Below are 25160 nucleotides of genomic sequence, written 5' to 3' on the forward strand. Positions count from 1 at the left end.
GGTCGAGCGCTGGGCTGCTCAGCTGCGCCGACTCGCTGGGGCAGGAGGGTTGGGTGCATGCAGACGCTGCCGATGGACGGCGTGGTCGTCGCGGACTTCAGCCGGGTGCTGGCGGGTCCCTACGCGACCATGCTGTTGGCCGATCTCGGTGCGACTGTGATCAAGGTGGAACGGCCCGGGAGCGGGGACGACACGCGCTCCTGGGGTCCGCCGTGGACCGAGCACAGCTCCTCCTACTTCGAGTCGGTCAACCGGGGCAAACGCAGCATCACCCTCGACCTCGGTGATCCGCAGGACCAGGAGTCGGCCCGCGAGCTGATCCGCCGGGCCGACGTCCTGGTGGAGAACTTCAAGCACGGCTCGCTGGCCCGCTACGGCCTGGACTACGAGAGCGCGCGGGAGATCAACCCGCGGCTGATCTACACGTCGATCTCCGGGTTCGGCAGCAAGGACGGCGCCCACCTGCCCGGCTACGACTTCGTAGTGCAGGCGCTCGGCGGGCTGATGAGCATCACCGGTGAGCCGGACGGTCCGCCGATGAAGGTCGGGGTCGCCGTGGTGGACGTGCTCACCGGCAAGGATGCGGCGCTGGGCATCATGGCCGCGCTGCGGCACCGCGAACTCACCGGTTTCGGGCAGCACGTCGAGGTGAACCTGCTGTCCAGCCTGTTGGCGTCGCTGGTCAACCAGATGAGCAGCCTGCTGACCACCGGTATCGCGCCGCAGCGGATGGGCAACCGGCATCCGAGCATCGCGCCGTACGAGGCACTGCGCTGCGAGGACGCCTTCCTGGCCGTCGCGATCGGCAACGACGGGCAGTTCCGCAAGCTCGGTGAGGCGCTCGGGCTGGTCACGTTGGCCGACGATCCGCGGTTCGCGACGAACGCCCAGCGGGTCGCCAACCGCGAAGAACTGGTGCGGCAGTTGGAGAACGTGCTCGGCGCGCGGACCGCGGCGGACTGGCAGCAGCGCCTGCAGGGCATCGGCATCGCGTGCGGCCAGGTCAACGACCTCTCTCGGGCGGTGCACTACGCCGAGTCGCTGGGCCTGCGGCCGATGGTCGATCCCGGCGACGGCGCGGCCATGCAGGTGCGCACGCCCATCGACTTCTCCGGGCACGGCAGCGCCGAGGTGACACCGCCGCCCAGGCTCGGTGAGCACACCAAGGAGGTCCTCGCCTGGCTGGAGGATGCCGAGCGACAGCTTTCCCCCATCGTGGCAAGGAGGAATTCGTGATGGGTGCCAGTGCGAAACGACCCGCGTTCGACCCGCGTGATCCACTGGGGATCGACGCCGAATTCAGCCCGGAGCAGCTCGCGATCCGCGACAGCGTGCGCGCGCTGTGCCGGGACCACGTGCAGCCGCATGTCGCGGAGTGGTTCGAACGCGGCGAGTTCCCGCAGGCCCGGGAACTGGCCCGGGAGCTGGGCAAGCTCGGCGTGCTCGGCATGCACCTGGCGGGCTACGGCTGCGCCGGACTGTCCGCTGTGGACTACGGGATCGCTTGCGAGGAACTGGAGGCGTGCGATTCCGGGCTGCGTTCGCTGGTCTCGGTGCAGGGATCGCTGGCGATGTTCGCCATCTGGCGCTGGGGTTCGGAAGAGCAGAAGCAGCACTGGCTGCCGCAGCTGGCCGCGGGTGAGGCGATCGGCTGCTTCGGGCTGACCGAGCCCGACCACGGCTCCGACCCGGCCTCGATGCGCACCGCCGCGCGCCGCGACGGCTCCGACTGGGTGCTTAATGGGCGCAAGATGTGGATCACCAACGGATCGGTCGCGTCGGTCGCGGTGGTTTGGGCGCAGACCGACGAAGGGGTGCGGGGTTTCGTCGTCCCGACCAGCACGCCGGGCTTCTCGGCGCCGGAGATCAAGCACAAGCTGTCGCTGCGGGCCTCGGTGACCAGCGAGCTGGTGCTCGACGACGTCCGGCTGCCCGCCGATGCGGTGCTACCGGAGGTCACCGGGCTGCGCGGGCCGCTGTCCTGCCTCAACGAGGCGCGCTACGGCATCGTGTGGGGTGCGGTCGGCGCCGCGCGCAGCTGCCTGGAGGCGGCGTTGGACTACGCGAAGACCCGTGAGCAGTTCGGTCGGCCGATCGGTGGTTTCCAGCTGACCCAGAGCAAGCTCGCCGACATGGCGGTCCGGGTCCAAAATGGACGGTTGCTGGCGCTGCACCTCGGCAAGCGCAAGGACGCCGGTCAGCTCATCCCGCAGCAGGTGAGCTTCGGCAAGCTCGACAACGTGCGCGGGGCGCTGGAGGTCGCCCGCACCGCCCGCACCATCCTGGGCGCCAACGGGATTTCGCTGGAATATCCGGTGATCCGGCACATGACGAACCTGGAGTCGGTGCTGACCTACGAGGGCACCAGCGAAATGCACGCCCTCACCATCGGCCAGGCCCTGACCGGCCTATCAGCCTTCCGCAGCTGATTCACCCCGCCCCAAGGCGAGAGTCCCGTTGGCCCGGCTCGGTGATCGTGAGTGGAAATCCCGGTTCTTGCCGGAACAACCGCTCACGACCCAAGCGGCATCCGCGCCGATCCGCGCGACCTCTCGGGCGATCGGGGCTCTCGCCGTTTTCAGCGCAGCAGGGGTGGGAGGACCCGGTGGGTCCAGTCGGTGGCGCGTTCGTAGGCGTGCGCCAGTTGCAGCAGCGGCCATTCCGCGTGGTTCGGGCCGATCAGCTGGACGCCCATCGGTAGTCCCGCGTCGTTGAAACCGACCGGTAGGTTGGCGATCGGGAGTCCGGACAGGGTCCAGGGGGCGACCGTCTCCATCCACCGGTGGTAGGTGTCCATCGGATGGCCGTCGATCTGCCGCGGCCAGCGCTGGTCCGCGTCGAACGGGAACACCTGCGCGCTCGGCGCCAGCAGGAAGTCGTAGTCGTCGAACAGCCGGGACACCGCGGCGTACCACGCGTCGCGGCCGTCGAGGGCGCGCGAGATGTCCGCCGCGGTGAGCCGCTGGTAGCCCTCGATCTCGAAGATCAGCTCGGGTTTGAGCAGCGCGCGGGTCGCCGGGTCGGCGTGCAGGTCGGCGTAGTTGCGCCCAACCGTCCAGGACCGCCACAGCAGGAAGGTCTCCCACGCCTGCTCGACGGGCAGCCGCTGCGCCACCGGCTCGACCGAGCAGCCGATCTCGGCGAAGGATGCGAAGGAATCGGCGCACCGCGCCAGCACGCCCGGCTCGGTCGCCAGGTATCCGTCGAAGTCGCCGATCCAACCGATCCGGGTGCCCTCGAAGCCGCGCTCCAGGCTGCCGGTGAACAACTCCGGGTCCTGCTCGATGCTCAGCGGTGCGCCCGCATCCGGACCGGCCATGGTGGACAGCAGCATCGCCGCGTCGCGCACCGTCCGCCCCATCGGGCCGGCCACGGAAGGTCCGCTGATGAAGCCCTCGGACGGGATGCGCCCGAAACTCGGCCGCAGCGAGACGATGTTGCCCCAGGCGGCGGGATTGCGCAGCGATCCCATGAAGTCGCTGCCGTCGGCGACCGGCAGCATCCGGAGGGCGAGCGCGGCCGCGGCACCGCCGCTGCTGCCGCCCGCGCTGCGGGTGGTGTCGTAGGCGTTGAGCGTGGTGCCGAACACCGAGTTGAAGGTGTGCGAGCCGAGGCCGAACTCGGGGACGTTGGTCTTGCCGATGATGATCGCACCGGCCTCCCGCATCCGACGCACGTGCAGTTCGTCGGTCGTCGCGATCGTCTCGGCGAAGATCGGCGAGCCCTTGGTGGTGGGGAACCCGTCGGCGTCGGCGAGGTCCTTCACCGCGATCGGGAAGCCGTGCATCCAGCCCACGTGGTCGCCGCGGTCGAGTTCCCGGTCGCGCTGCTGGGCCTGGTCGATGAGCTTGGCCTCGTCGGCGCGGGAGACGATCGCGTTCACCGCCGGGTTGAACCGGTCGATGTGCGCGAGGTAGGTCTCCAGCACTTCGACGCAGGACACCTCTCGGCGGCGGATCAGCCAGGACAGCTCCACGGCGTCCAGCAGCACCAGGTCGGGGATCTGCGATGCGGGAAGTCCGGCACCCGGTGCCACGGCCACGCTGTCCTCCTGTTGTCGATCAACTTCGTTGACCATTGCTCCTCGGTGGCCTTGGAGTCAACCCGCAGTACTACAGCCGGGGAGTTGTGCCGAGCAGGGCAGAGGCGTACGTCACGTTAGCGTTGCTAAAAACTCCGCGGGTTCCCACGCTGGTAAGACCACCACACCGATCGGAGGGGCGGATGCCCGCAGTGGCTGTCGCCGGGCAACGTCCGCGGACCATCGGGGTTCCGCGGGTGCTGTCGTCGGTTGCCGCGGTTGTCACGGTCGGGGTGTTCCCGGTTTTCCTCGTCGGCGGACTCGGCGTGCAGTTGCAGCAGAACCTCGGCTTCGGTGCTGCGCTGCTGGGCGTGGCGGCGGCCGGTTTCTTCGGCGTCGCGTCGGCGTCGTCCCGCGCGATGGGCTGGCTGGTCGAGCGCATCGGCGCCCGGCTGGGCATGCGACTCGGCGCGCTGGGCAGCGCGCTGTGCCTGTTCGGCCTGGCCGCCGCGCCCAACGCGCCCTGGTTGCTGGGCCTGCTGTGGGTGGCCGGACTGCCGAACTCGCTGGCTCAGCCCGCATCGAACCTGCTCATCGCGCAAGGCATCCCGGCGGACCGCCGGGGCATGGGCTTCGGCGTCAAGCAGTCCTCGATCCCGGCCGCGACCCTGCTGGCGGGCGTCGCGGTACCCGCGGTGGCGCTGACCATCGGCTGGCGCTGGGTGTTCGTGATCGCCGGGCTGGTGGGTCTGGTCGCCGCCGTCGCGGTGCCTCGGCTGCCCGAAGCCGAACGGTCCACGGCCAGCCGCACCGAGTCCAGCGGTCGCAACGCGGGCCGGAGTGCGTTGCTGTTGCTGGCGATCTCCGGCGGCCTGGGTTCGGCGGCGGCCAACGCGCTGGGCGCCTTCGTCACCACCACTGCTGTCGAGGTCGGGTTCAGCCCGTCGGCGGCCGGGTTGGTGCTGTCGCTGGGCTCGGCGTCGGGTTTGACGATCCGGTTGTGCGCGGGTGTGCTCGCCGACCGCAAGAACCCGAACCTGGTGCGGGTGATCACCGCGATGCTGCTGATCGGTTCGATCGGGTTCGGGTTGATGGCGGTGGACTCGCCGGTGGTGTTCCTGATCGGGGTGTCGGTCGGGTTCGGCGCGGGCTGGGCCTGGCCGGGGCTGCTGAACTTCGCGGTCGCCAAGATCGCCCCGGACCGGGTCGCCAGCGCCACCTCGTTCACCCAGACCGGCATCTACCTGGGCGGCAGCCTCGGGCCGCTGCTGTTCGGTGTTTTCGCCGAGCACGCGGGCCTGGCGGGCGCCTGGCTGGCCGCCGGAATCTCCGCGATCATCGCGGGCATCCTGCTGCTGTTCGTCCGCCGCTGACGGCGGTCAGTGCTTGCGGGCCACGCCGCCGTAGAGCAGCCGGTAGCGGCACTGCGCGGTGGGTTGGCCGGGTTCGGGTCGCCAGTTCGCCAGGTAGACCGTGCCCGGCGGCAGGATTTCGAAATTGCCGAACAGCTCCTCGATCCGCTCGGCATCCCTGGGGTGCAGGGGGTCGGCCGTGTCGGCGTAGCGCTGCGTCAGGATGCGCATGGCGTCCGGGTTGTGGCTGCCGGTCAGGTGTGAAACCACCAGGTGACTGCCGGGCGCCAGCGCGTCCCGGTAGGTGTCGACCAGCGCGAGCGGTTCGTCGGAGTCGGGGATGAAGTGCAGCACGGCCGCCATCAGCAGCCCCACCGGTTCGTCGAAGTCGAGCAGTTCGAGGGCTTCCGGGGCGTGCAGGACCGACTTCGGGTCGCGGCAGTCGGCGTGGATGATCTCGGCCCGCGGTTCATCGGCCAGCAGCGGTTTGCTGTGCGCGACGGTCAGCGGCTCGTTGTCCACGTAGAGCACCCGGAAGTCGCGGGTCCGGCGCCCCGCCACCTCGTGCACTTGCCCGATGGTTGGAATGCCCGAACCCAGGTCGAGGAACTGCCGGACGCCATGCGCGAGCAGGTACTCCACGACCCGCCGGAGGAACGCCCGGTTCTCCTGGTAGGCGTCCGCGATGCCCGGCAGCGCGCGTTCGAGACTTTCCGCGAAGCCCCGTTCGATGCCGAAGTTGTGGCCACCGCCGAGGAACGCGTCGTAGATCCGAGCGGCGCAGGGCCGGTCGATGTCCATTTCGCGGACCGGTGGATTGCGCGTGTCGAACATGCTCGTCCTCCCCCTCTACCGGAATCGTACAGTAGTCGAAAGGTGACTCTCCGTGTTCGAGACATGCCGCCCTTGCTGATGATGAGGCGCGCGTATAACGATGGTGTTCTCGACTAACGATCTGTTGGAGGTGCTCGTGACCGACGTCCGCGCGGTGGTGGCGACCGGGAAGGGAAAACCGGTCGAAGTGGTGACCATCAACGTCCCGGATCCGGGGCCAGGTGAAGCCGTGGTGCAGGTGCAGGCGTGCGGTGTGTGCCACACCGACCTGCACTACCGCGAGGGCGGCATCAGCGATGAGTACCCCTTCCTGCTGGGCCACGAAGCCGCGGGTGTGGTCGAAGCGGTCGGCGAGGGCGTGCACGACGTGCAGCCCGGCGACTTCGTGATCCTCAACTGGCGCGCGGTGTGCGGCACGTGCCGGGCGTGCAAACGAGGTCGGCCGCAGTACTGCTTCAACACGCACAACGCGGCGCAGCCGATGACGCTCGACGGCACCCCGCTGTCGCCCGCGCTGGGCATCGGCGCCTTCGCCGAGAAGACGCTGGTGCACGCCGGGCAGTGCACGAAGGTGGATCCCGCGGCGAGCCCGGCGGTGGCCGGGTTGCTGGGCTGCGGGGTGATGGCCGGGATCGGTGCCGCGGTCAACACCGGCGGCGCCGGACCGGGGGACACCGTCGCGGTGCTCGGCTGCGGTGGTGTCGGTGACGGTGCGATCGCCGGGGCGAGCATGGCCGGGGCCCGCCGGATCATCGCCGTCGACACCGACCCGAAGAAGCTGGAGTGGGCGCGGCAGTTCGGCGCCACGCACACCGTCAACGCCTCCGAGACCGACAGCGTCGAGGCGATCCGCGAGCTCACCTACGGCTTCGGCGCCGATCTGGTGGTGGATGCGGTCGGTCGCCCCGAGACGTTCAAGCAGGCCTTCTACGCGCGCGATCTCGCGGGCACCGTGGTGCTGGTCGGGGTGCCCACCCCGGAGATGAAGCTGGAGCTGCCGCTGCTGGACGTCTTCGGCCGCGGCGGTGCGGTCAAGTCCAGCTGGTACGGCGACTGCCTGCCGGAACGCGACTTCCCGATGCTGATCGAGCTCTACCAGCAGGGGCGGCTGCCGCTGGAGAAGTTCGTCAGCGAGGAGATCGCGCTGGACCAGGTGGAGCAGGCGTTCGAGAAGATGCACCGCGGCGAGGTGCTGCGTTCGGTGGTGACCTTCGGATGACGCCGCGCATCGATCACGCGACCACATCCGGCACGTTCTCGCTGGACGGCCAGACCTTCGCGGTGGACAACAACGCGTGGGTGGTCGGTGACGACCGGGAGTGCGTGATCATCGACGCGCCGCACGACGTCGACGCGATCCGCGGGTTGGTCGGGGACCGCCGGGTGCTGGCCGTGCTGTGCACCCACGCCCACGACGATCACGTGCGCAAGGCGCCGGAATTGGCCGACGCGGTCGGGGCGCCGATCCTCCTGCACCCCGAGGACATGGTGCTGTGGAACCTGACCCACCCGGACCGCAAGCCCGACCAGGAACTGGCCGACGGCCAGGTGGTCGAGGTCGGCGGCGCGGGACTGCAGGTGCTGCACACGCCCGGCCACGCGCCGGGCGCGGTCTGCCTCTACTCGCCGGAGCTGGGCGTGGTGTTCACCGGCGACACGCTGTTCGCCGGCGGGCCCGGTGCGACCGGCCGGTCCTATTCGGACTTCGGGGTGATCGTGACGTCGATCCGGGATCGGCTGCTGCCGCTGCCGGAAGCCACCGAGGTTCGGCCCGGGCACGGCGAGAGCACCACGATCGGCGCGGTTCGGCCCCAGTTCGACGAGTGGGTCGCGCGCGGATATTGACCTTTTCCGGCCCGGTGTCGGTGGTCGACAGGTAGGTTCGCCGCTACGACTTTCGCCGGATGAAGTGCGTCGGCGGCGGGTACATGATCTTCGCTGCCCGTCGTCGACGACGCGCCGGTGACGGGTGGTTGGCGCGCTGCGGACATCGGTCACCCCGAAACCGGTGTCCGCGGCGCCGGTTCGTGGGTGGGTGCTCCTGGCCGATCCGCACAAGCCCGTTGGGACACGCTCTAGGCAGGTTCGATGGTCGATCACGCACTTGGTCGTGCCGCTGTCCCGCAGTCGCGGACGGGCTTGCTGGCTTGGGCCACCGTGCACCGCGCGGTGCTCGGCGATCTCTCCTTCGTAGTGGTGCTTTCGGTGCTGCACGGCTTCGCCCTGTCCATCGGTGAGCATCCGCCGTGGATCGCCTGGTGGTGGCCGCTGCTGGTGAGCGTGCCAGCCACCGCGCTGTTGCTGCTGCGGCGGCGGGCGCCCTGGCTGGTGCTGTTCGCGCAGCTGGCGGTCACCGTCGGGCTCACAGTGTTCAAGCTGGACATCGGTGGGCTGAACCTGGTGATCCTGGTCGCGATCTACTCGGTCTGCGTGCGCGGCTCGCTGAGGGCGGCGGTGGTCGCCGCGACGATCGCGATGGTGTACCCGGTCAGCGAGATGATCGTTTACGAGCTGTCGCCGGTGGAGGGCCTGCTGCGGATCTCCGGCGCGGTGGTGAACCTGGTGATGGTGGTCGGCTGGGCGCGCGCGATGCAGATCGGCCGCCGACGCGCCGCGCAGCTGGAACAGACCATGACCCTGCTCGACGAGGCGCGCGATCAGCTCGCCGCAGACGCGGCGGCCATCGAGCGAGCCCGCATCGCCCGCGAGTTCCACGACATCGTGTCGCACAACCTGTCCGTGGTGGCGTTGCGCGCGGGCGTGGCGCGGGCGCTGATCGACCGCGATCAGGACCACGCCCGGCAGACCTTGCAGGAGCTCGAACAGAGTTCCAGGAGCGCGCTGGGGGAGATGCGCAACCTGCTCAACGCGCTGCGCGATCACCGCACGGCGGGCCGGGACCCGATGGACTGGCAGCCGACGCCCAGCCTGGACGGGGTGGATGCGCTGGTCGCTTCGGTGCGCGGTCCGCACGTGGAGTGGAAGCTCGACCGGCGGGGTCAGGTCCGCGAACTCAGTTCCGGGGTCGAGATGACGGCGTACCGGATCGTGCAGGAGGCCATGACCAACGTGCTCAAGCACGCGGGCGCGGGGCGGGCGCGGGTGCTGCTGGACTACGGACCTGCCGCGTTGCGGATCGAGGTGACCAATCGGATCAACGGGGTGGACGCGGTGGGAGGCCGAACGGTCTCCCAACCGTCGGGACACGGGCTGATCGGGCTGCGGGAACGCGTTGCGCTGCTGGGAGGAACATTGACGGCGCACCCAATTATGAACGGTTTTCACCTTGAAGCCGTGCTACCGTGCGCGGAAAATTCGGACCTGGCCTGAATCGAAATTCGGGCCACCCGGATCAAGGAGGCCCGGCCGCGTGGAAACTTCCGACACGACCGTCCTGGTAGCCGATGACCAAGCGATGATCCGCGCGGGACTGGTCGCGCTGCTGTCCAACGAACCGGGTTTGCGGGTGCTGGCCGAAGCCGCCGATGGCGACGCGGCGCTGGCGGCGGTGCGCCGCCGTCGCCCCGACGTGGTGCTGATGGACGTGCGCATGCCGGGCAAGGACGGCATCGCGGCGGCCCGCGAGATCGTCGCGGAGACCGACGGCGAGACCGCGGTGATCATGCTAACCGTGCACGACCTCGACGAGTACGTCTACGCCGCGTTGCGGGCCGGTGCCAGCGGATTCCTGCTCAAGGACGCCACCCCGGAAGAACTGGTCAGGGCCGTGCACACGGTCGCCGAAGGCGATGCGCTGCTGTCGCCGCGGGTCACCAAGCGGCTGTTGCAGCGCTTCGCCGCGCTCGGCGTCCGGGATGCGCGCAGCGAGCTCAGCGCGCTGACCGAACGGGAGCTGGACGTGCTGCTGGAGGTCGCCCGCGGCGGTTCGAACGCCGAGATCGCCCGCAACCTCGGGTTGGCCGAGCTGACCGTCAAATCGCACCTCTACCACGTGATGCAGAAGCTGCACCTCAACTCGCGCACCCAGCTGGTGATCACCGCCTATGAGACCGGGCTGGTCTCGCCCGGCCAGGCAGGCGGCCGGTCGCGGCGCGCCTCGGCCTAGCCGGTCGGTCCGGCGCGCGTCGCGGGCTGGCGATTTCGCGATGCCGAGATGTGTGCCGGTCGCCCGACGGAGTCTAATTAGGACATGAGCTCTGCACTGCGAGTCGGACTCGTCGGCTACGGCGTCGGCGGTGCCGTCTTCCACGCGCCGCTGATCGCCGCCCACCCCTCGATGCGGTTGGCGGCGGTCGTCACCGCGAATCCCGAGCGTCAGCAGCAAGTCCGCGCCGACCATCCCGACACCGCCGTGCTCGACGACGTGGACGCCCTGCTGGCGGGCGAACTCGACCTGGTGGTGATCGCGACCCCGAACCGCACCCACGCCGAGCTGGCCACCGCCGCGCTGGACGCGGGCGTGCCGGTCGTGGTGGACAAGCCGTTCACGCCGACGGCGATCGAGGGTCGGCGGCTGATCGAGCACGCCGCCGCCAAAGGCCTGATGCTGACGGTTTTCCAGAACCGCCGGTGGGACGGCGACCTGCGCACGGTGCGCAGGCTGCTGGACGCCGGTGAGCTGGGCCGGGTGCACCGCTTCGAATCGCGGTTCGAGCGGTGGTCGCCGACGCCGAAGCCGACCTGGCGGGATTCCGGCGGCGCCGAAGACGTCGCGGGAGTGCTCTACGACCTGGGCAGTCACCTGATCGACCAGGCCGTGCAGCTGTTCGGACCGGTCGCGGCGGTCTACGCCGAGATCGACTGCCGACGGCCGGGCGTGCGGGCCGACGACGACTCGTTCGTCGCACTCACCCACACCAACGGAGTGCGCTCGCACCTGTGGATGAGCAAGCTCGCCGCGCGGCAGGGCCCGCGCTTCCGCGTGCTCGGAGATGCCGCCACGTTCACCAAGTTCGGCCTCGACCCGCAGGAAGCCGCGCTGCGAGCCGGACACCGCCCACCCGACGAGGCCTGGGGGCGAGAGCCGGCGGAGCAGTGGGGCGTGCTGGGCGTCGGCGACGAGGTCCGCCGGGTGCCCAGCGAACCGGGCGACTACCTGGCGTTCTACGACGGAGTGGTCACCGCGCTGCGCGACGGCTGCCCACCGCCGGTCGACCCGGCCGACGCCGTCGCCGCGCTGGACGTCATCGCGGCGGCCAGCCGCTCCGCCGCCGAAATCACCGTCGACCGCCTCCTCTAAACCTCATCGAGTGATCCGATTTGGACGCTCAGAAGACGGGCGGGGTGGTCCTCAACTGGGAGGCACGCGCCGCCACCGACGAGCCGTCGTCGGATGCCCCGGGACCGACGGCCGCCGAGGTCCCGAGCTGGCCAGCTGCGCCGAGTTGCGATCCGGCTGTCGCCGACCACGCTGAATGGCTAGGTGACGAGCTTGAGGGAGCCGGGATGACCAGCGAAACCAGTGCGGCCACCGGGGCCACGTGGACCACTACGCCCGCCGTGTCCGAGCACCTGAGCGCGCGAGAACTGGACGGCCTGCAACTGTGGTGGCGGGCCGCCAACTACCTGTCCGTCGGGCAGATCTACCTGATGGACAACCCGCTGCTGCGGGAACCGCTGCGCCCCGAGCACGTCAAGCCCCGACTGCTCGGGCACTGGGGCACCACGCCGGGCCTCAACTTCGTCTACGCCCACCTGAACCGGGCGATTCGGATGCGGGATCTGGACATGATGTACGTGATCGGGCCGGGGCACGGCGGGCCGGGCCTGGTCGCGGCGGCGTGGCTGGAAGGCACCTACAGCGAGATCTACCCGGACGTGGCGCAGGATTACGACGGGCTGCGCCGCCTGGTCACGCAGTTCTCCTTCCCCGGCGGGATCCCCAGCCACGTGGCGCCGGAAACACCGGGATCGATCCACGAAGGCGGCGAACTCGGCTACTCGCTGTCGCACGCCTTCGGTGCCGCTTTCGACAATCCCGACCTGATCGTGTCCTGTGTGGTCGGTGACGGCGAGGCGGAAACCGGGCCGTTGGCCACCAGTTGGCACGCCAACAAGTTCCTGAACCCGGCCACCGACGGCGCGGTGCTGCCGATCCTGCACCTCAACGGCTACAAGATCGCCAACCCGGCGGTCCTGGCGCGCATCCCGGAGGACGAACTGCTGGGCATGCTGCGCGGATTCGGCTACGAGCCGTACCTGGTGTCCGGTTCGGATCCGGCGCCGATGCACCACCTGTTCGCCGCGACGCTGGATCGGTGCCTGGACGAGATCGCCGCTATTCAACGCCGGGCCCGCCGGGATGGCACGGCGCATCCTGGACCGGGGCAGCCTGCACCGGGGCAGCGCCCGCGGTGGCCGATGATCGTGCTGCGCACCCCGAAGGGCTGGACCGGGCCGGTCGAGGTCGACGGCAAGCAGGTGGAGGGCTCCTGGCGGTCGCACCAGGTGCCGATCTCCGATCCGCGCAACGACCCGGAGCACCTGCGCCAACTGGAGTCCTGGATGCGCAGCTACGAACCCGGGGCCCTGTTCGAGACCGGCGGCGCGCCGGTGCAGCGGATCAAGGACCACAACCCCTCCGGCACCCGGCGGATGAGCGCCAACCCGCACGCCAACGGCGGACGTCTGCTGCGCGCGCTGCGGATGCCGGACTTCCGGGAGTACGCGGTGCGGGTGGACGCACCGGGTGCCGCCCTCGGCGAGGCCACCAGGGTGCTCGGCGGGTTCCTGCGCGATGTGATGCGCCGCAACGCCGACGAACGCAACTTCCGGGTCTTCGCACCGGATGAGAACAACTCCAACCGGCTGGGCGCGATCCTGGAGGCGACGGCACGGGCGTGGAACGCCGAGGTCGAACCGGGCGACGACGCGCTGGCCCCCGACGGCCGGGTGATGGAGGTCCTCTCCGAGCACACCTGCCAGGGCTGGCTGGAGGGCTACCTGCTCACCGGTCGGCACGGGTTCTTCTCCTGCTACGAGGCGTTCGCGCACATCGTGGACTCGATGGTCAACCAGCACGCCAAGTGGCTGAAGGTGAGCAACCGACTGGCCTGGCGCCAGCCGATCGCATCGCTGAACTACTTGCTGACCTCGCACGTCTGGCGGCAGGACCACAACGGTTTTTCGCACCAGGATCCGGGTTTCATCGACCACGTGATGAACAAGAAGGCCGAGGTGGTGCGGGTTTACCTGCCGCCGGATGCGAACACGCTGCTGTCGGTGATCGATCACTGCCTGCGCAGCCGCGACTACATCAACGTGGTGGTAGCCGGAAAGCAGCCCGCGCCGCAGTACCTGGACATGGACGCCGCGATCGTGCACTGCACCAAGGGCATCGGGATCTGGGACTGGGCCAGCAGCGACCAGGACGGCGATCCGGACGTGGTGATGGCCTGCGCCGGGGACGTACCGACGATGGAGACGCTGGCCGCCGTCGACATCCTCCGCCAGCAGTTCCCCGACCTGCGCATCCGGGTGATCAACGTGGTGGACCTGATGCGGTTGCAGGACGAGCGCGAGCACCCGCACGGCTTGTCCGACGCCGAGTTCGACAGCCTCTTCACCCGCGATCGCCCGGTGATCTTCAACTACCACGGCTATCCCTGGCTGATCCACCGGCTGACGTACCGGCGGCACAACCACGCCAACATCCACGCCCGCGGCTACAAGGAGGAGGGCACCACGACCACGCCGTTCGACATGTGCGTGCTCAACCAGATCGACCGATTCGACCTGGCGATCGCGGTCGTCGACCGGGTGCCCCGGTTGGGGCCGCGCGCGGCCTACGCGCGGGAGTCGTTGAAGACCAAGCTGATCGAGCACCGGCAGTACGTGTCGACCTACGGCGAGGACATGCCGGAGATCCGGGACTGGACCTGGTCGGGGCAATGCGGGTGCTGACGGTGAACGCGGGCTCCAGCAGCCTGAAGCTCGGCCTGCTCGACGATGACGCGGCGGTCGCCGACGAGACCCTGGAGCGCTGGGCGGGCGGGGCCGAGCCGATCCGCGGTTTCCTCGACGAGCACGGCGCGGATGCCATCGGGCACCGGGTGGTGCACGGCGGCACCCGGATCGTCGCGGCGCGGGTGGTCGACGACGAGGTGCTGGCCTACCTCGCGTCGCTGACCGAGCTCGCCCCGCTGCACCAGCCGCGCGCGATCGACGGGCTGCGCGCGGCGCGTGATGCCGCGCCGGACACGCCGTCGGTGGTGTGCGTGGACACCGCTTTCCACGCGCGGCTCCCGACCGCGGCGGCCACCTACGCGCTGCCTCGGGAGTGGAACCGGAAGTGGTCGTTGCGCCGGTACGGGTTCCACGGCCTGTCGCATTCCTACGCGGTGGTGCGCGGGGCCGAGTTGGCGGGTGTGCCGCCGGGGCAGGGGCGGGCGCTGTGCTGCCACCTCGGCGCCGGGGCGTCGATGGCGGCGGTGCGCGACGGCCGGTGCGTGGACACGACGATGGGTTTCACGCCGGAGGAGGGCCTGGTCATGAACACCCGCAGCGGCACGGTCGATCCGGGGCTGCTCGGCTGGTTGCTGATCACGAAAGGCGTTGGGCCGCAGGAACTGTTCGAGGTGTTGTCGAAGCGCTCCGGGCTGGCGGGACTGTCCGGGGTCTCCGGTGATCTGCGCGATGTGCTGGCGGCCCGCGACGGCGGTGACGCGGATGCGGCGGTGGCCTTCGACGTGTACCGGCACAGCCTGGTGCGGCACGCCGGGGCTATGGTGGCGGTGCTCGGCGGCCTGGACCTGCTGGTGTTCACCGGCGGCATCGGCGAGCACCAGCCGCCGGTGCGGGCGGCGGTCTGCGAAGCCCTGGAGTTCGTCGGCGTGGCGGTGGACCCGACTCGCAACGCGGCGGCGTCGGGGGACGCCGACATCAGCGCCGTCGGCGCGGCGGTGCGCACCGCAGTGGTGCGGGCCCGCGAAGACCTGGAGATCGCTCGTCAGACCCGCGCGGCGCTGGCGACGACCTCGTGAGCGGCAACTCCGGTAAGAGCCGCTCACGACCCGACGGTGACCGATGCGGGTGGGGGATTTCGCTGGATCGGAGTAGGGGTGACGGTTGCGCAGGCCGGGCGGCGGTCGGTCCGCGGCGCGCGACTTGGTGCGTTTGCGCTGGTGGTTCGGCATCTTGCGAGGATTCGTACCGCCGGTTGGGCCAATTCGGGAGTTACATATTGTCAACAATCTTTCCATTGACAGGCTCAACCGGGCGACTTAGCGTCTCTCCCCAATGCATCACTCGAATGGGCGATGTGCGCTAGGGAGGCAGAACCGATGCGCAGGACCGAAATCTCCCGACGACAGTTGCTCCGCAGTGGCGGTGCGGCGGCGGTGGCCTTGCCGGTGGCGGGTGGCCTCGCCGGATGCAGCTTCACCCAACCCGGCGGCGGGCAACCTGCGGGATCCACATTGGACCAGATCAAGAAGCAGGGCTTCGCCCGCATCGCCATCGCCAACGAACCGCCGTACACGCAGATCAAACCGGATGGCACGGTGACCGGGGCGGAACCGGACGTGGTCGCCGCGGTGCTGAAGCGGATGGGCGTTCCCGAGATCCAGGGCGTGGTCACGCCGTACGAGTCGATGATCCCCGGTCTCAACGCGAACCGGTGGGACATCATCGCCGCCGGACTGTTCATGAAGCAGTCGCGGTGCAGCCAAATCCTGTACTCCGAACCGGAAATCGTCTCAACCGAGTCGTTCGCGGTACCCGCGGGCAACCCGAAGAACCTGACCGGCATCGCGTCGGTCAAGGCCGATCCGGCGGTCAAAGTCGCAGTGCTGCCAGGCGGTTTCGAAGACGGCGTGCTGAAGACCGAGAACCTACCGGCGGCCCAGATCGTCAACATCCCCGACGGTCGCAGCGGAATCGAGGCGGTGCAGGCGGGCCGGGCCGATGCGTTCTTCCTGCCGACGCTGTCGCTGAACTCGCTGAAGACCGACGGCATCGACATCACCCCGGCGATCCAGGACGTCCAGCAGACCGGGTCGGGTGCCGGTTTCCGCAAGACCGACACCGACCTGGTCAACGCCTACGACGAACAGCTGCGCGCGCTGAAGGCGAGCCCCGAATTCGACCAGATCCTTTCGAAGTGGGGCTTTTCGGCGGACGCGGCCAGAGGCGTCACCCGCGACCAGCTCTGCGCCGTGGCGGGCTGAGCCGGGCGGACGGAGTCCTCAAGCATGTCGCAAATCCTGCCGTTCCTGCCGCTGCTGCTGAACGGTCTGCTGATCACGATCGCGCTCACCGCGGTCGGCATGGTGGTCACCGTCGTGGTGGCCTTCACCGCGGGGCTGTGCCGGATGTCGCGGCGGCGCTGGCTGCGCTGGCCGGCCGGGGTGTTCATCGAAGTATTCCGCGGCACATCGATGCTGGTCCAGCTGTTCTGGTTGTTCTTCGCCCTGCCGTTCTTCGGGGTGCAGCTGGTGCCGTTCGCCGCCGCGGTGCTGGCGCTCGGGCTCAACGAAGGCGCCTACGGCGCGGAGATCGTGCGCGGCGCGATCGGCGCCCTGCCGCGCGGTCAGCGCGAAGGCGCCATCGCGCTGAGCCTGACGCCGTACCAGCGGATGCGGTTCGTCATCCTGCCGCAGGCGATCCCGGCGATGATCCCACCGTTCGGCAACGTCTTCGTCGACCTGCTGAAGAACACCTCGCTGGTCTCCCTGGTCACCGTGGCCGACCTGACCTTCCGGGCGCAGATGGTGCGGGCCACCACCGGCGCCACGGCGGCGGTGTTCGGCACCATCCTGGTGCTGTACTTCGTGGTGGCGTACGTGCTTTCGCTGGGATCCAACTGGCTCGAACGTCGGATGGACCCCGCGCGGCCGGAACTGCGGGAAACCCTGCTGCGGCGGATGTTGCGTTCGGGGCGGGTGGCCGGATCATGATCTGGGACTGGTCATTCGCGATCAGCATCATTCCGTCCCTTTTGGACGGACTGTGGGTGACGGTTCAGGTCACGCTCGTCGGCATGGCGATCGCACTGGTGCTCGGCCTGGTGCTGGCCGTGGTGCGGTTCTCCGCGGTGCCGGTGCTGAGTCGGCTCTTCGGCTTCTTCATCCTGTTCGTCCGGGGCACCCCGTTGCTCGTGCAGGCGTACTTCGCCTTCTACGTCCTGCCGAACTTCGGCGTGCAGTTCTCGCCGCTGGTCACCGGAATCCTCGTCATCGGCATCAACTACAGCACCTACACCGCCGAGGTCTACCGCGCGGGCATCCAGAGCGTGCCCGCCGGGCAGTGGGAGGCAGCCACCGCGCTGAGCCTTTCCAGTTTGCAGCGCTGGCGATTCGTGGTGCTGCCGCAGGCGGTTCGCGACGTCATCCCGGCGCTGGGCAACTACGTGGTGCAGATGTTCAAGGACTCCGCGATCCTGTCCGCGATCACGGTCTTCGAACTGCTCAGCCACGCCACCGCCATCGGCTCCAGCAGCTACCGCTACCTGGAACCGCTGACGATCGCCGGGCTGCTGTTCCTGGCGGTCAGCTTGCCCGCCGCGAAGCTGATCAAACGATTGGAGCTGCGCCTTGCCCACCCGAGATGATGAGGACCAGCCGATGATCTCGTTCTCCGGCGTGGGGAAGTCCTTCGGCAGCAACCACGTGCTGCGCGAACTCGATCTCACCGTCACGGCGGGGGAGAAGGTCTCCATCATCGGACCGAGCGGCTCCGGCAAGACCACCATCCTGCGGCTGCTCATGACGTTGGAGCAGCCCGACAGCGGACTCATCGAGGTCGACGGCGAGCCGCTGTGGGATTGCCGCACCGGCCCGGCCGCGGCCGACACCCGGCAGCAGGCCGCGGTGCGGCGCAAGATCGGCATGGTCTTCCAGCACTTCAACCTGTTCCCGCACATGACCGTGCTGAACAACGTGACGCTCTCACCGATCCAGGTGCTGGGGATGAACCGGGCGGAAGCGGAGCAACGCGCCGTCGACCTGCTGCAGGTGGTCGGCCTGGACAAGCACCTCGGGCACAAGCCGGGGCAGCTCTCCGGCGGCCAGCAGCAGCGCGTCGCGATCGCCCGCGCCCTGGCGATGCGGCCGAAGGTGATGCTCTTCGACGAGGTCACCTCCGCCCTCGACCCCGAGCTGATCGGCGAGGTGCTCAGCGTCATCCGGGACCTCGCGCACACCACCGCCATGACGATGCTGCTGGTCACCCACGAGATGCGCTTCGCCGAGGAGATCTCCGACCGGGTCCTGATGTTCGACTCCGGCGCCGTGATTGAGTCGGGACCTCCGTCGACGATCTTCCGGGACCCGCAGCACGAGCGAACCCAGCGCTTCCTCAAAGCCGTCCTGGAACGCAAGTAGCGGACACCCGCCCCGGCGGGGTTCGCGTGGTGCCGCAGCGCCGTCGAGCGTCACACCAACGCGTCGTTGGTCCGCAGGCAGTGCGGACGCCGCGCCGTGGGGCGCCAGCGACGTCGGGTGAGCCCGCCGGAACCCGCCTAGCCTGGGGTTGTGGCTTCAGCGGTGGAAGTGTTGAAGCGGTTGGTGCTGGGGCGTCCGGTCCGCAGCGACCGGCTGGGGGAGACGTTGCTGCCGAAGCGGCTCGCCCTGCCGATCTTCGCCAGCGACCCGCTCTCGTCGGTCACCTACGCGACCCAGGAGATCCTGCTGATCCTGTCGCTGGGCGGGCTGGCGGTGCTGCACCTGACGCCGTGGGTGGCGTTGGCGGTCGTGGTGCTGCTCGCCGTGGTGGTGGCGTCGTACTGGCAGGTCGTGCACGCCTATCCCAGCGGTGGCGGCTCCTACGAGGTGGTGGCGCGCAACCTGGGCCGCAACCCGAGCCTGGTGGTGGCCGCCGCGCTGATGGTGGACTACGTGATGACGGTGGCGGTGTCGGTCGCGGCGGGCGTCGACAACCTGGTCTCGGCGATCCCGCAGCTGTACCCGGAGCGGGTGTGGATCGCGCTCGCCGTCGTGCTGCTGCTGATGGCGATGAACCTGCGCGGCACGCGCGAATCCGGCCGGGCGTTCGCGGTACCGACCTACCTGTTCGTCGGGGCGATCGGGCTGACCACCGTGGTGGGGCTGGTGCAGGCGGCGGCGGGGAACCCACCGATCGCGGAGAGCGCGGGCTGGGGCATCCGGCCTGAGGAGCTCGATCTCACCGGGCTGGCCCTGGTCTTCCTGCTGCTGCGCGCGTTCGCCTCCGGCTGCACCGCGTTGACCGGGGTGGAGGCCATCTCCAACGGGGTGCCCGCCTTCCGGCGACCGAAGGACGTCAACGCCGGGCGCACCATGATCATCATGGGGGTGCTGGCGATCTGCCTGTTCAGCGGGGTGACCGCGCTGGCGATGGTCTCCGGGGTCCGCGTCGCGAACAGCCCCTGCGATCTGATCGGCTTCCCCGCGGACTGCCACACCGCCGGGCAGCGCACCGTCATCGCGCAGGTCGCCGGCGCCGTGTTCGGCGTGAACAGCGTGCTGTTCTACGTCGTGCAAGCCGGTGCCACGCTGATCCTGCTGCTGGCCGCGAACACCGCCTTCAACGGTTTCCCGATGCTCGGCTCGCTGCTCGCGCAGCGCCGGTACCTGCCGCGCCAGCTGCACACCCGCGGCGACCGGCTGGCGCACTCCAACGGCATCGTGCTGCTCGGGCTGGTCGCGATCGCGCTCATCGCGGCGTTCGGCGGCTCGGTGAACGGACTGATCCAGCTCTACATCGTCGGGGTGTTCACCTCGTTCACGCTGAGCCAGATCGGCATGGTGCGGCACTGGAACCAAGAACTCGGCCACGCCGATGCCCAGGGGCGACGTCGGATCCACCGGTCCAGGCTGATCAACGGGGTCGGCGCGGCTCTGACGGCGACGGTGCTGGTCGTGGTGCTGGCGACCAAGTTCACCCACGGCGCCTACCTGGTGGTGATCGCGATCCCCGCGCTGTTCTTCCTGATGCGGGCCATCCACCGGCACTACAGCGAAGTCCGGCGGGAGCTCGAACCGGCGCTGGGCGGGCTCACCCTGCCCAGCCGGGTGCACGCGGTGGTGCTGGTGTCCACATTGCACAAACCGACGTTGCGGGCGCTGGCGTTCGCCAAGGCCAACCGCCCGGACACGCTGACCGGGCTGACCGTGAACGTCGACGACACCGACACGCACGTGCTGCGCAGCGAATGGGAGCGGCACGACATCGACGTCCCGCTGAAGGTCGTCGAATCGCCCTACCGCGAGATCACCCGCCCGGTCGTCGACTACATCAAGCGGATCCGCCGCGAAAGCCCACGCGATCTGGTCTCGGTGTACATCCCGGAGTACGTCGTCGGGCGCTGGTGGGAGAACCTGCTGCACAACCAGAGTTCGCTGCGGCTGGCCTGGCGGCTGCGCTTCGAGCCCGGCGTCATGGTGGTCAGCGTCCCCTGGCAACTGGACTCCAGCCGCCGCCGGGACGTCGACCGCACCCAGCACACGCCGGGCCGCATCCGGCGCGGCATAGCCCCACCGAACTGACACCGGCGTTGCCGACGGCGGCCGGGCGCCGGTTCGGGTGGTGGATGGCGATTTCGCGCGAAATCGCCGCCCGGCCGACGCAACGGTCCCGGCCTGGTCAGGACAGGGGCAGAGCGGCGAGGCGGCGGTAGGAGTCGAGGCGGTCCGCCGGGTCGAAGGCGGTGGTGGTCACCAGGATCTCGTCGGCCCCGGTGCGGGCGGTGAGTTCCTTCAGCTCGATGGTGACCTCGTCGGCGGTGCCGAACACGTGGCCCCGCAGCGCGCGCTCGAACTGGGTGCGCTCGCGGTCTGACATCTCCCGCGCCAACACCTGCTCCGGCGGCTCCAGCGGCGGGAATTCGCCGCGCGTGCGGGAGTAGGTGGTCGCCCACGCCTCCGGGACGAGCAGCCGCCGGGCCCGCTCAGCGGTGTCGGCGACCGCGACGGACCGGGCCAGGACCACGTACGGCCACGCCGCCCACGCCGAGGGCCGGAAGCGTTCGCGGTAGCCGTCGATGGTGCGGACCATTCGATCGTCACCGTGGACCGACGCGATGACCAGCGGCAGGCCGAACTCCGCGGCTGTGTCGGCTCCGGCGCCGGTGGCCAGCAGGAACACCGGCAGCCGCAGTCCCTCGGCCGCGACCGCGTGCACCCCGGGAAACCTGCCCGGTCGTCCGGACAGGTAACCGAGCAATTCGGTCAGCTGGTCCCCGAACTGCTCGGCCGCGTCCCTGTCGCGACCGAGCGCGCGGCGGATTCCGCTGGTGAACCCCACCGAGCGCCCCAACCCGACGTCGATGCGATCGGGGAACAGCGACCCGAGCACCCCGAACTGCTCGGCCACCACGAGCGGCTGGTGGTTGGGCAGCATGACGCCGCCGGTGCCGACCCGGATGCGGGTGGTCGCGGCGGCGATGGCGGTGGCCAGCACGGTCGGCGCCGCACCGGCCACGCCGGGCACGCTGTGGTGCTCGGCCACCCAGAACCGGTGGTAGCCGAGGGCCTCGACCTGTTGGGCGAAGCGAACGGTCTCCCGCAGGGCCCGCTGCGGACTCTGCCCCTGCCAGGTGTGCGAGCGGTCCAGCACGGAAAGGCGCAAGGTCACACCCACCTCAACACCCACCCGACCGCGAGATTCCACAACCACGCCCGATGAGGCGAACCACACGCCACCAATTCCACAATGCGGAACCACACATCCGTCACGGCCCGCAGCACCCGATCGGATGAGGAGTGAAGGGCACCTTTGACCGACTATGCCGGTCAAAGGTGCCCTTCACTCATTACCTGTCCAGGTGAGCCCGCACGGTCGCGGCTTCGCTTGGCGTGTGTGCTCACTGATCGAGTGGTGGGTGAAGGGCACCTTTTACCAAGTTAGTTGGCGAAAGGTGCCCTTCACCTCGTCTCCATCGTGGTGAACCGGTGGTGGTGCGTTCGGGGGGTGCGTGTTCGGCGTCGCGTTGGTTGTGTTGGCGTGGGACGTTGATCTGGTGGAGTTGGACGACTTGGCCCGCGAGCTGTACACCTCCGATCCGGCCGAATTCACCGCGGCCCGCGACCGGCGGGCGGCGGCGGCCAGGCAACGCGGTGATGAAGAACTCGCCGATCAGCTCAAGAAACTGCGCAAGCCGACCGCCGCGGCCTGGGCGGTGAACCTGCTCGCGGCTCAGGAACACCTCAACGCGCTCCTGGAACTCGGCGAACGGCTGCGCTCGGCGCAGCGCGACCTGCGCGGCGACGACCTGCGTGCCCTGGCCGTCGAACGAACCCGGCTGCTGCGCCAGCTCACCGACCGCGCCGCCGAACTCGCCGAGCGGCACGGCCACCCCCTCACCGAATCCACCCGCCAACAGGTCGAACAAACCCTGACCGCGGCGCTCTCCGACCCCGAAGCAGGCCGCGCGGTACAGGCCGCAACGCTCGCCAAACCCCTGCAGTACAGCGGATTCGGCCTCGACGAACTGGCCGCGGCAGCCATCCGCCGCACCGCGACGCGGCCCAAGCCCAGCGCACGACTGCGCGAGCTCCGCGAGCAATTGCGGCACGCCGACGAGCAACTCGGCGAAGCCGCCGACTCGGTCGAGCTCGCCGAGCGCTCGCGGCACGAGGCGGAGCAGCGCTGCGCGGAACTGCGCGACGAGCTCTCGCAGGCGGAGGACGAGCTGCGCGAGTTCCGCCGCGACGCGAAAACGGCGCGCCAGCGCCAAGAACGCGCCCAGCGCGAACGCGATGCGCTGGCGCAGCGGCTGCGCCGCGAGGAAACGCGGGAGCGCTGAGCACCACCATCCGCCTGGCGGATGGGAGTTATGTGAAAAGTGGGCTTCACCTGGGGAAAACGCCTACTTATGGTCTACGCCAGGAGCCGCCGGACGATCTCGTTCGCGGATGATTCCGGCCCGGCTCCGATCGTCCGCACACGTTGGCTTGTGGACAACGTCGTCAACACGCGAGCCCACCGAGGAACCGATATGAGTCCACCACGCAGCATCCGCACGATGCGGATCGTGCTGCTCGTCCTACTGCTGCTCATCGGCATCGTCAACTACATCGACCGCAGTACGCTCGCCATCGCGAACCACAGCGTCCAAGACGAGTTCGGCATCGGGCCGACCGAGATGGGCCTGCTGCTGTCGGTGTTCTCCTGGGCGTACGCCTTCGCCCAGTTGCCCGCCGGTGGTCTGCTCGACCGCTTCGGGCCGCGCAAGGTGCTCGGCGGTGGCCTGCTGCTGTGGTCGACCGCGCAGGCCTTCTGCGGGATCGCGGCGAACTTCAAGCAGATGCTCTTCGGCCGGTTGTTCCTCGGCCTGGGCGAAGCACCCGCGTTCCCCGGCGGTGCCAAGGTGGTGTCCAACTGGTTCCCGCGCGAATCCCGCGGCGCCCCGATCGGACTGTTCAACGCCGCGTCCACCCTCGCCCCGGCCATCGCCCCACCGCTGCTGACCTGGCTGATGCTCAGCTACGGCTGGCGCGCGATGTTCATCGTCGCAGGCGTCGCCGGGGTCGTGCTCGCACTGGTGTGGTTCGTCGTCTACCGCGACCGGCAGCAGGTCTCCGCAGAACCGGAGCCCGCTACGAACCCGGTGTCGCTGCGGGAATGGCTCGGTCTGCTGCGGCATCGCACCACGTGGGGCATGATCCTCGGCTTCTCCGGGGTGATCTACTCGATCTACCTGTACCTGACCTGGCTGCCCGCGTACCTGGAAAGCGAGCGCGGCCTGAGCGTGGCCGACACCGGGATCGCGCTGATCGTGCCGTACCTGGCCGGCACCCTCGGCATGCTGGCCGGTGGCGCCGTCGGCGACCTGCTGGTGCGCCGCGGGGTTTCCACCATGCTCGCGCGGAAGGTGCCGATCTGCGCCGGGTTGCTGATCGGCGGTCTGTGCACCATTCCGGTGGCGCTCACCCCGAGCACCACGCTGGCGCTGGTGTCGATCTCGGCGTCGCAGTTCTTCATGAACTCAGCCAGTTCCGGCGCCTGGTCGCTGGCGACCACGGTGGGCAGCGAGCGCATCACCGCATCGCTGGGCAGCCTGCAGAACTTCGGCGGCTACTTCGGCGGCGCGTTCGCCCCGCTGATCACCGGGATCATCGTGGACGAGACCGGATCGTTCGTGATCGCCCTGCTCGCCGCCAGCGGCATCGCCATCGTCGCCGCGCTCAGCTACGCGTTCCTGGTTCGCAAGCCAGTCGGGTTTTCCGAATCCACCGCGGAATTCGCTGCGGCGCACTCCGGAAAGGACTGATCGAAGTTGTCCAGCCTGCGCGCCGATGCCTTCGGCGGCAAGTCGGTGCTCGTGGTCGGCGGCACCAGCGGAATCGGTGCCGCGGTCGCGAACGCCTTCGTCCAGCACGGCGGCGAGGTCCGGGTCACCGGGGTGGGCGCGGTGGCGGCGGAGCTCGACGAAGCGATCGAGGTGTTCGAGTCCGACGTGACCCGCCCCGGCAGTCTGCGGACCATAGTGGACGGTTTGGATCGGCTGGATGTGCTGGTGAACTGCGCGGGCATCATCCGCCGGGGCGAGGAGTTGGAGCCGGAGACGTTCGCGCGGGTCGTGGACGTCAACCTCACCGGCACCATGCGGGCCTGCGCGGCGGCCCGCGAGCTGCTCGCCCGTTCCGGCGGGTGCATCGTCAACACCGCCTCGATGCTCAGCTACTTCGGCGGTCCGCTGGTGCCCGGCTATTCGGCCAGCAAGGGTGGCGTGGTGCAGTTGACCAAGTCGCTGGCGGCCGGTTATGCGGCCGACCGGATCCGGGTCAACGCGGTCGCGCCCGGCTGGATCCGCACCCCGCTCACCGAAGAACTGCAGTCCGATCCGGAAGCCGTCGCGCGCATCCTCGGCCGCACCCCGCTGGGCCGGTGGGGAACACCGCAGGACGTGGCGCGCGCGGTGCTGTTCCTGGCCTCCGAGGAGGCGGAATTCATCACCGGGACGGTGCTCCCGGTGGACGGCGGCTACCTTGCCGTCTGAAAGCCTGTGCCTGGACTCGTTTTTGCGCGGCGGTGTGGATGGCGAACGTGGCGGTTTCGGGCGCAATCCGCCCCCC

At 69.4% G+C, this 25160-nt stretch carries 21 protein-coding genes; 18 read left to right on the plus strand and 3 right to left on the minus strand.

What is annotated here, in order from left to right; all coding sequences use genetic code 11:
• Window positions 1–57: 57 nt before the first annotated feature.
• A complete protein-coding gene (locus tag ACTWQN_RS16150) occupies window positions 58–1236 on the plus strand; it encodes a CaiB/BaiF CoA transferase family protein (protein WP_443204289.1) in 1179 nt (392 codons plus the stop codon).
• The gene (locus tag ACTWQN_RS16155; protein WP_443204320.1) at window positions 1236–2429 is read left to right on the plus strand and encodes an acyl-CoA dehydrogenase family protein; all 1194 of its coding nucleotides are present in this window, start codon (window positions 1236–1238) and stop codon (window positions 2427–2429) included. Before ACTWQN_RS16150 ends, ACTWQN_RS16155 begins: the two co-directional genes overlap by 1 nt.
• 149 nt (window positions 2430–2578) lie before the next feature.
• Here ACTWQN_RS16155 and ACTWQN_RS16160 read toward each other — a convergent pair whose 3' ends face one another.
• Complete coding sequence (locus tag ACTWQN_RS16160) at window positions 2579–4078, minus strand: amidase (protein ID WP_443204290.1); 1500 nt, start codon at window positions 4076–4078, stop codon at window positions 2579–2581.
• Between the two features lie 146 nt (window positions 4079–4224).
• Here ACTWQN_RS16160 and ACTWQN_RS16165 point away from each other — a divergent pair, with 146 nt between their 5' ends.
• Entirely contained in the window at window positions 4225–5394 is a 1170-nt protein-coding gene (locus ACTWQN_RS16165) for an MFS transporter (RefSeq protein WP_443204291.1), read from the plus strand.
• Window positions 5395–5400: 6 nt separating this feature from the next.
• On the opposite strand, the gene ACTWQN_RS16170 is transcribed toward ACTWQN_RS16165, so the two are convergent.
• The gene (locus ACTWQN_RS16170) at window positions 5401–6207 is read right to left on the minus strand and encodes an SAM-dependent methyltransferase (RefSeq protein ID WP_443204292.1); all 807 of its coding nucleotides are present in this window, start codon (window positions 6205–6207) and stop codon (window positions 5401–5403) included.
• Between the two features lie 136 nt (window positions 6208–6343).
• Here ACTWQN_RS16170 and ACTWQN_RS16175 point away from each other — a divergent pair, with 136 nt between their 5' ends.
• The 12 genes from ACTWQN_RS16175 (at window position 6344) to ACTWQN_RS16230 (ending at window position 20630) form a co-directional block, all read left to right on the plus strand.
• On the plus strand, window positions 6344–7426 hold the full coding sequence (locus ACTWQN_RS16175; protein ID WP_443204293.1) for an S-(hydroxymethyl)mycothiol dehydrogenase: 1083 nt from the start codon (window positions 6344–6346) through the stop codon (window positions 7424–7426).
• Window positions 7423–8052, plus strand: coding sequence for an MBL fold metallo-hydrolase (locus ACTWQN_RS16180; protein ID WP_443204294.1), 630 nt, complete (start codon window positions 7423–7425; stop codon window positions 8050–8052). Before ACTWQN_RS16175 ends, ACTWQN_RS16180 begins: the two co-directional genes overlap by 4 nt.
• Window positions 8053–8295: 243 nt before the next feature.
• Window positions 8296–9537 carry a sensor histidine kinase gene (locus tag ACTWQN_RS16185; protein WP_443204295.1) on the plus strand — a complete coding sequence of 414 codons (1242 nt, stop codon included), beginning with the start codon at window positions 8296–8298 and terminating at the stop codon, window positions 9535–9537.
• Window positions 9538–9577: 40 nt separating this feature from the next.
• Window positions 9578–10273, plus strand: a complete 696-nt coding sequence (locus ACTWQN_RS16190) for a response regulator (RefSeq protein WP_443204296.1) — start codon at window positions 9578–9580, stop codon at window positions 10271–10273.
• Window positions 10274–10357: 84 nt separating this feature from the next.
• A complete protein-coding gene (locus tag ACTWQN_RS16195; RefSeq protein ID WP_443204297.1) occupies window positions 10358–11407 on the plus strand; it encodes a Gfo/Idh/MocA family protein in 1050 nt (349 codons plus the stop codon).
• 206 nt (window positions 11408–11613) lie between these two features.
• Entirely contained in the window at window positions 11614–14070 is a 2457-nt protein-coding gene (locus ACTWQN_RS16200) for a phosphoketolase family protein (RefSeq protein WP_443204298.1), read from the plus strand.
• On the plus strand, window positions 14058–15149 hold the full coding sequence (locus ACTWQN_RS16205) for an acetate/propionate family kinase (RefSeq protein ID WP_443204299.1): 1092 nt from the start codon (window positions 14058–14060) through the stop codon (window positions 15147–15149). Before ACTWQN_RS16200 ends, ACTWQN_RS16205 begins: the two co-directional genes overlap by 13 nt.
• Window positions 15150–15449: 300 nt before the next feature.
• Window positions 15450–16334, plus strand: coding sequence for an ectoine/hydroxyectoine ABC transporter substrate-binding protein EhuB (ehuB, locus tag ACTWQN_RS16210; RefSeq protein ID WP_443204300.1), 885 nt, complete (start codon window positions 15450–15452; stop codon window positions 16332–16334).
• Between the two features lie 24 nt (window positions 16335–16358).
• On the plus strand, window positions 16359–17063 hold the full coding sequence (ehuC, locus tag ACTWQN_RS16215; protein WP_443204301.1) for an ectoine/hydroxyectoine ABC transporter permease subunit EhuC: 705 nt from the start codon (window positions 16359–16361) through the stop codon (window positions 17061–17063).
• The gene (gene ehuD, locus ACTWQN_RS16220; RefSeq protein WP_443204302.1) at window positions 17060–17716 is read left to right on the plus strand and encodes an ectoine/hydroxyectoine ABC transporter permease subunit EhuD; all 657 of its coding nucleotides are present in this window, start codon (window positions 17060–17062) and stop codon (window positions 17714–17716) included. The genes ehuC and ehuD overlap by 4 nt, the downstream gene beginning before the upstream one ends.
• Before the next feature lie 13 nt (window positions 17717–17729).
• On the plus strand, window positions 17730–18488 hold the full coding sequence (gene ehuA / locus ACTWQN_RS16225) for an ectoine/hydroxyectoine ABC transporter ATP-binding protein EhuA (protein ID WP_443204303.1): 759 nt from the start codon (window positions 17730–17732) through the stop codon (window positions 18486–18488).
• Between the two features lie 150 nt (window positions 18489–18638).
• The gene (locus ACTWQN_RS16230; protein ID WP_443204304.1) at window positions 18639–20630 is read left to right on the plus strand and encodes an APC family permease; all 1992 of its coding nucleotides are present in this window, start codon (window positions 18639–18641) and stop codon (window positions 20628–20630) included.
• Between the two features lie 97 nt (window positions 20631–20727).
• Here ACTWQN_RS16230 and ACTWQN_RS16235 read toward each other — a convergent pair whose 3' ends face one another.
• Window positions 20728–21711: an MsnO8 family LLM class oxidoreductase gene (locus ACTWQN_RS16235; RefSeq protein WP_443204321.1), complete on the minus strand. Its 984-nt coding sequence runs from the start codon at window positions 21709–21711 to the stop codon at window positions 20728–20730.
• 391 nt (window positions 21712–22102) lie between these two features.
• Here ACTWQN_RS16235 and ACTWQN_RS16240 point away from each other — a divergent pair, with 391 nt between their 5' ends.
• From ACTWQN_RS16240 to ACTWQN_RS16250, 3 genes are all read left to right on the plus strand, one after another.
• Window positions 22103–22888: a hypothetical protein gene (locus ACTWQN_RS16240; protein WP_443204305.1), complete on the plus strand. Its 786-nt coding sequence runs from the start codon at window positions 22103–22105 to the stop codon at window positions 22886–22888.
• Window positions 22889–23080: 192 nt separating this feature from the next.
• Window positions 23081–24355, plus strand: coding sequence for an MFS transporter (locus ACTWQN_RS16245; protein ID WP_443204306.1), 1275 nt, complete (start codon window positions 23081–23083; stop codon window positions 24353–24355).
• Between the two features lie 6 nt (window positions 24356–24361).
• Window positions 24362–25084, plus strand: a complete 723-nt coding sequence (locus ACTWQN_RS16250) for an SDR family NAD(P)-dependent oxidoreductase (RefSeq protein ID WP_443204307.1) — start codon at window positions 24362–24364, stop codon at window positions 25082–25084.
• Window positions 25085–25160: the final 76 nt, after the last annotated feature.

It is taken from the genome of Saccharopolyspora antiqui (assembly GCF_052246905.1).
Taxonomy (GTDB): domain Bacteria; phylum Actinomycetota; class Actinomycetes; order Mycobacteriales; family Pseudonocardiaceae; genus Saccharopolyspora.